Origin of the sequence: uncultured Halorubrum sp., from assembly GCF_937146585.1 — an archaeon.
In the GTDB taxonomy this organism is placed as follows: Archaea; Halobacteriota; Halobacteria; order Halobacteriales; family Haloferacaceae; genus Halorubrum; species Halorubrum miltondacostae.
On sequence record NZ_CAKZRO010000056.1, the window covers coordinates 1 to 6,148 of the forward strand.

The 6,148-nt window shown below is 72.3% G+C and carries 7 protein-coding genes; 2 read left to right on the forward strand and 5 right to left on the reverse strand.

Annotated elements, in window-relative coordinates:
* Positions 1-145: 145 nt before the first annotated feature.
* Both Q0116_RS05190 and map read right to left on the reverse strand, forming a co-directional pair.
* Positions 146-697, reverse strand: coding sequence for an HIT domain-containing protein (locus Q0116_RS05190; protein WP_297886138.1), 552 nt, complete (start codon positions 695-697; stop codon positions 146-148).
* A complete protein-coding gene (gene map / locus Q0116_RS05195; RefSeq protein WP_297886140.1) occupies positions 697-1,605 on the reverse strand; it encodes a type II methionyl aminopeptidase in 909 nt (302 codons plus the stop codon). Before map ends, Q0116_RS05190 begins: the two co-directional genes overlap by 1 nt.
* A gap of 175 nt (positions 1,606-1,780) precedes the next feature.
* Here map and Q0116_RS05200 point away from each other — a divergent pair, with 175 nt between their 5' ends.
* On the forward strand, positions 1,781-2,098 hold the full coding sequence (locus Q0116_RS05200; protein WP_297886142.1) for a CGCGG family rSAM-modified RiPP protein: 318 nt from the start codon (positions 1,781-1,783) through the stop codon (positions 2,096-2,098).
* Positions 2,099-2,122: 24 nt separating this feature from the next.
* Here the strand turns inward: Q0116_RS05200 and Q0116_RS05205 are convergent, their stop codons facing one another.
* On the reverse strand, positions 2,123-4,174 hold the full coding sequence (locus Q0116_RS05205) for a histidine kinase N-terminal 7TM domain-containing protein (RefSeq protein ID WP_297886143.1): 2,052 nt from the start codon (positions 4,172-4,174) through the stop codon (positions 2,123-2,125).
* Positions 4,175-4,248: 74 nt separating this feature from the next.
* Between Q0116_RS05205 and Q0116_RS05210 the strand changes: the two genes are divergently transcribed.
* On the forward strand, positions 4,249-4,716 hold the full coding sequence (locus Q0116_RS05210; protein ID WP_297886144.1) for a peroxiredoxin: 468 nt from the start codon (positions 4,249-4,251) through the stop codon (positions 4,714-4,716).
* Positions 4,717-4,748: 32 nt separating this feature from the next.
* On the opposite strand, the gene Q0116_RS05215 is transcribed toward Q0116_RS05210, so the two are convergent.
* Both Q0116_RS05215 and Q0116_RS05220 read right to left on the reverse strand, forming a co-directional pair.
* A complete protein-coding gene (locus Q0116_RS05215; RefSeq protein WP_297886145.1) occupies positions 4,749-5,663 on the reverse strand; it encodes a DMT family transporter in 915 nt (304 codons plus the stop codon).
* A 114-nt stretch (positions 5,664-5,777) separates the two neighbouring features.
* A partial coding sequence (locus tag Q0116_RS05220) for a polyprenyl synthetase family protein (RefSeq protein ID WP_297886146.1) occupies positions 5,778-6,148 on the reverse strand: 371 nt, incomplete at its 5' end.

Genomic DNA, 6,148 nt, shown 5'->3' on the forward strand with positions numbered 1-6,148 from the left:
CACCGCTCGCGACCGAGGCGCTCGCTTCGCTCGCACCTCGCACCGTTCGCGACTCCCTCGCGCGTGCTCCTCGCGGCCGCCTTCGGCGGCCACTCGGCGGCACGCGCCACCGCCTCGTTTGGAATGCGCGACTGACGCGGCCGCTTCAGACGTCGAAGTCGAGTTCGACCGGGTCGCCCGCCTCGGCGTCGCCCGGGTCGACGACGTGCTCGTCGGCCGCGAAGCCCTCGTGGAGGTGGTCGTAGGTGCGCGCTATCGCCTCCACGATCACCTTCGTCTCGCCGGTGACGGGCATGAAGTTCGTGTCACCGCTCCAGCGCGGGACGACGTGGGTGTGGAGGTGGTCGATCGACCCGCCCGCGGCGTCGTCACCGAGGTTCTGGCCGGTGTTGACGCCGTCGGGGTCCATATCGCGGCGCTGCGCGGCGAGCGTCGCGGCCTTCAGCTTCGCGTGGTCGAGGAGGGTCGCGTCGTCGAGATCGGTGGGATCTTCGACGTGCTCGCGCGGGATCACCATCGCGTGGCCGGGGTTGTACGGCGCGTTGTTCAGCAGGACGTAGTTGCGCTCGCTGCGGGCGACGATCCGGGCCTCACGGGCGTCGTCGCGCTCGGGCAGGACGCAGAACGGGCAGCCGTCGATCGGGTCCGCGTCGCGTTCGACCCACTCGATCCGCCACGGCGCGAAGATCTGGTCCATCAGTCGTCGAAGCCGTGGATGCCCGCGGTCGTCACCTCGACGCCGTCCTCGGTGACGAGGAGGGTGTGCTCCGCCTGGCTCACGAGCGCGCCGTCGTCCTCCTTCAGGACGGGGTACCCCTTGATCGCGTTCGCCTGCTTCAGCCGGCGGAGCGCCATCTCCGTGCGGTCCGTCTCCAGCCAGCGCGCCGCGAACGGCAGGTCGTCGAACGCCTCGATCTCCTCCAACGCCTGCCGCGCCCGCCGGTCGCGCACGCTCGCGGAGCCCTGCTGTTCGAAGATCTGCTCGTCGGTCCCCTCGCCGACCTTCCCGCGGCCGTCGGTGGCGAACGGCTCGATCGCGACCGCCTGCCCCGGCTCCAGTTCGACCGAGCGGTCGACGCCGCGGTTCGGCACCGTGGGCCCGGTGTGGGCGTCGTAGCGCTGGACGCCGTGGCCGGAGAGGTTGAGGACGGGCGTGTAGCCGTACCCGCGGATCACGTCCTCGATCGCCTGGCCGACGACGCCGACCTCGACGCCCGGACCGGCCTCGTCGAGCGCGGCCTCCAGCGCCATCTCGGCGGCCTCGACGAGCTCCGGGGTCCCGCTGTGGTCGACCGTCACCGCGGCGTCGGCGATGTAGCCGTCGACGTGGACGCCGACGTCGAGACACACCATCTCCTCGCCGAACTCGGTCGCGTCGTCGCGGTCCGGCGTCGCGTGCGACGCCTCGGGGTCCACGCTGATGTTGACCGGGAACGCGAGGCCGGCCCCCTGCTCCCGGACGAAGTCCTCCGTCCACTCGGCGACTTCGAGGTGGGTCCGGCCCGGCTCGACCATCTCGCGGGCCTCGTTCATCGCCTCGACCAGCACCGCGCCGGCCTCGCGGTAGCTCTCGACCGCGTCCTCGTCCAGAGGTCCGTGACTCATGGCTTCGGGTTCGGCGAGGGCGCGCAAAGAGGTTGCGGACGGGGCCCGTGGCCCGACTCACCGCCCTCGGGGGTGCCCCTCCGCGAAGCTGGTCGGACGCCTGCCCCGGACGGTGACGGTCGATACGAACACGTTCGCCCGAAGACGGACGGTGGCCGGGGGTGTCTCCCCGACCATGTCGAGCACACCGTCCGACAACGATCACGATCGCAACGCAGATCCGGTCACCGACCGCGTCCACGAGAACTCCTGGTCCGCGAACCTCGAAGGGCCCGAACACGCCGCGGACCGCGACCTGCTCGTCCGACGGGCGATCGACGCGGTCGAGCACACGGCCGCGGGCAACCACGTCAACCTCGTCACCCACGGCGACCACGGCCACCCCGAGGAGTACCTCGTCGACGCCCTCGAGGCGGCGCTCGGCGAGGGACTCGACTGGGAGTACGTCGAGCAGTGCGGCTGCGGCGGCCACGTCGTGCGCGTCCGCGTCTGAGCGGACCGACCGCCCGACGACCGCTCACTCGCGCTCGCCGTCCGCCCGCGGGAGCCACATCCGTACCACCGTGCCGGTCGGCTCGCGGGTCGCGATCTCGATGTCGCCGCCGGACTCCGTGACTATCCAGTGGACGAGCCAGAGGCCGAGGCCGCTCGCGTGTTCGAGCGCCGTCTCGCGCGCCTCCGAGAACACCGTCCGCTCGACCGGGGGGATGCCCGGCCCGTCGTCGGCGACGTCGACTCGGAGGCGGTCGCCGTCGGGGACGACCGTCGCCTCGACGTGCGGGTCGTCGCCGTCGTTGTGGACGATGGCGTTCTCCAACACGTTCCGGACCGCGGACTCCAGCAGCTCGTCCGCGGTGACGACCGCCGACTCGGGGACGGCCACCGACACGGTCGCGTGGGGGTACGACGACTCCAGCGACTCGCAGAGGCGGGCGACGAGCTCGGCCAGGTCGATCTCCGTCCGGGCCGCGTCGCTGTGGAGCGCGACGTCGATCTCGCGGGCCTGGTCGCTGAGGTGCGTCAGCGTCCGCACCTTCCGGTCGATGACGTCGAGGTACGGGTCCCCCTCCTCGTCGACGTGGTCGCGGAGCAGGTCCGCGTACCCGCCGATGACGTTGGTGTCGTTCTTCAGGTCGTGGCGCAACACGCGGTTCAACACCTGGAGCCGCTGTTCGTACCGCCGGGCCTCCGTGACGTCGGTGGCGGTGATGACGACCTCGCGGGCGTCCTCGAACAGGCGCTCGATCACCGTCTCGAACCGCCGGTAGCTGCCGTCGTCGCGGGCGATGCGGTGGGTGAGCGACTGGGGCTCGGCGCTGTCGAAAGCGCGCTCGAACGCGTGCTGCGCCTCGCGGCGGTCCTCGGGGTGGACCAGGTCGATGACCGGGCGGCCCTCGATCTCGGTCGGTCGGTGGCCGATCAGCCGCTCTATCGACGGGCTCACGTACCGGACCAGGCCGTCCTCGCCGCAGACCGCGATCACGTTCGGCGACTTCTCGATGAGCGCGCGGTATCGCCGCTGGAGCGTCTCGCGCTCGGTCACGTCCCGGAACAGCAGGACGGTCCCGCCGCGGGTCGTCCCCGGCCCCGTGATGTCGTGGACGTCGACCGTCAGGAACCGGGGCGCGCCGCCCCCGTCGAGCGTCACGCGGAACTCCTCGGCCGCGTCCTCGTCCGTCACCGCGTCGGCGACCGCCGGGACGTCGTCGAACGCCTCGCCGACGGCGACGCCGAGGTCGGCGTCGGGGAACAGCGCCTCGGCCGGGTCGTTCCGGTCGACGACCCGCCCGTCCGCGTCGCAGACGACCACGGCGTCGGAGAGGTTCGCGAACACCGCGTCGCGCGCGATGGGAGGGACGTCGAGCAGTCGGTACCGGAACACGAGCCACGCGAGGAGCGCCGAGGTCGCGCCGAAGGCGATCGGCGTGAAGTCGACGACCCCGCGTTCCGGGCCGACGACCCCGAAGATGCCGGCCGCCCCGAGGGCCGTCGGCGCGACGCCGGCCGCGAAGAGGACGGTCGCCTGCCGGCGGAACACGCCGTCGCGGGAGAGCGCGGCGTGGCCGAGGACGGCGAAGGTGAACAGGTTGACCGCGTAGGTGTAGCCGACGAAGCCGAGCAGCGCGGGCGTCGGGGTGTACGCCAAGACGCGGTAGCCGCCGGCGTCGACGAGGACCGGGTCGACGTAGAACAGGGGGTCGACGCCGACCGTCAAGACGGCGACCGCGACCGCGGCGGGGACCGCCAGGAGGAGCGGGAGCCGCCGGCGACCGAGCCACGCCGTCCGGTCGACGTACGCGAAGACGAAGGCCGGCCACGCGACCGCGAGGCCGGCGGAGCCGAGCCAGACGAACCGATTGAAAAGCAGCGTGGGGCCGAGCGCGGGGGCCGACAGCTGGGCCGCGTACCCGAGCGCCCAGACGCCCGCGGTGCCGGCGACGCCGACGAAACTCCACAGGAGCGCGCGGCCGCCGCGCGACCGGTTTCCGACGGCGTACACGGTGAACCCGAAGGAGGCGGCGGCCGCGATGAGCAGCGGGACCGTGTACGGCGTCGGTTGCCACGCCATCGATACGGGTAGGATGCGAGAGCCCGGTAAAAATGGACCGAATCCTCTAACCCGATTGAGGAGAGCCGATCCGTATGCTCGAACCCGGCGACGCCGCCCCCGAGATCACGCTCGCCGACCACCGCGGCGAGACGGTCACCGTCGACCCGGCCGCGGCCGGCCACACGGTGGTGTACTTCTACCCGCGCGCCGACACGCCGGGCTGTACCGCCGAGGCGTGCGGCTTCCGCGACGAGTGGGACGCGTTCGAGGACGCCGACGTCGCCGTGGTCGGGATCAGCGACGACCCGGTCGCGGACCTCGAGCCGTTCGCCGCGGAGTACGACCTCCCGTTCGCGCTCCTCTCGGACCCCGACGGCGCGGTCGCGAGCGCGTACGACTCCTACGGCGAGAAGTCGATGTTCGGGAACACCTTCGACGGGGTGTTCCGCAACACGTACGTCCTCGACGAGGAGGGGAGCGTCGTCTTGGCCTACGAGGGCGTCTCGCCTGAGGACCACGCCGTCGAGATCCTCGAGGACGTCCGCGCGCTCGACGACTGAGCCCGCGGCGTCCGCGCCCGAAGCGCGGCGGCTCACCCGGGGAACCGAATTCCGGCGGCCGCGTCCGCGATCTCCCGGCGCTTCAGCAGGCCGAACCCGGCGACGATGACCGCGAACCCGGCGACCGTGAACGGCGTCACCGGCTCGGCGAGCAGCAGCGCGCCCGCGACGGTGGCGACGACCGGGACGACGTAGGAGACGAGGTTGATCTCGAAGGGGCCGAGCCGGTCGAGCAGCGTGAAGTAGATTGTGTACGCCACCGCCGAGGAGACGAGGCCGAGGAACAGCAGCGGGACGAGCGCGCGCGGCGCGGCGACCGGCAGCTGCTGGGTCTCACCCAGCCCGAGGCTGAGCGCGTGGATGGCGATGGCGCCGAACCCCATCGCCCAGCCGGTGAGCGCGACGCTGGAGAAGGAGGTGTCGACGGTCCGGAGGCCGACGCTGCCGACCGCGACGGCCATCACGCCGATCGCGATCAGCCCGACGCCGACCGCGACGCCGCCGCCGAGGTTCGCGGGGTCCGGCTGCGCGACGAGCCCCACGCCGAGGAACGCGAGGACCACCCCGACCGCGCCGCGCGCGTCGAGGTCCGCCCCGCCGATCCACGCGGCCGCGACCGCCGCGGTCGCGATGGGGACGAGGCTGTAGGTGATCGAGGCGATGCCGCTCGTCGTGTACTGCTGGCCGACGAACAGCAGCGCGTTGTTCGCGGCGACGGAGAGCCCGCCGCTGAACCCGATCGCGGCGAGGTCGCCGCGCGTCCGCGGGAACGGACCGTCCTGCGTGAGGAGGACGTACGAGATCAGCGCCAGCGCGGCCACGTCGAACCGGTAGGCGGCGTACAACACCGGCGGGTAGTAGTCGAGGCCGACCTCGATGGCGACGAAGGAGCCGCCCCAGAACAGCGCGAGGAGGCAGAACAGCGCGGCGTTACGGTACCGTGACACGGTCGCCCCGACGGGGGCGGCAGGTAAAGCGGTGTCCGTCGCGGCCCGGACCGCCGGTGCCCGAGCGTCCGGCGGGGACGCGCGGCGCGGTGATCCGCGAGACGGGCGGCCGGCTCAGTAGCCGCGGACGATGAGGTAGTCGGCGAGGTCTTCGAGCAGCCCTCGGGAGCCGCTCTCGGGGAGGATCTCGAGGTGCTCCTTCGAGCGCGCGGTGAGGTCCTCGGCGGTCTCCCGGGCGTACTCGATGGACCCGACCTCCTCTAACGCGGCGACCGCGTCGTCGATGGCCGCCTCGGTCACCTCCGCGGGCGTGTCGGCGTCGACGAGCCCGTCGACGTCGACTCCCTGCTGCCGGGCGTGGAGCGTGATGAGCGTCTCCTTCCCCTCGACGAGGTCGGAGCCGCGCTGCTTGCCGAGCTCCTCCGAGGGGACGGTGAGGTCGAGCACGTCGTCTTGGATCTGGAACGCGCGACCGGAGTCGATCC

Bases quoted from the DNA above. Each gene is read 5' to 3' on its own strand.
- Q0116_RS05210 (WP_297886144.1), top strand. From the start codon at position 4,249: ATGCTCGAACCCGGCGACGCCGCCCCCGAGATCACGCTCGCCGACCAC.
- Q0116_RS05205 (WP_297886143.1), bottom strand. From the start codon at position 4,174: ATGGCGTGGCAACCGACGCCGTACACGGTCCCGCTGCTCATCGCGGCC.
- map (WP_297886140.1), bottom strand. From the start codon at position 1,605: ATGAGTCACGGACCTCTGGACGAGGACGCGGTCGAGAGCTACCGCGAG.
- Q0116_RS05190 (WP_297886138.1), bottom strand. From the start codon at position 697: ATGGACCAGATCTTCGCGCCGTGGCGGATCGAGTGGGTCGAACGCGAC.
- Q0116_RS05200 (WP_297886142.1), top strand. From the start codon at position 1,781: ATGTCGAGCACACCGTCCGACAACGATCACGATCGCAACGCAGATCCG.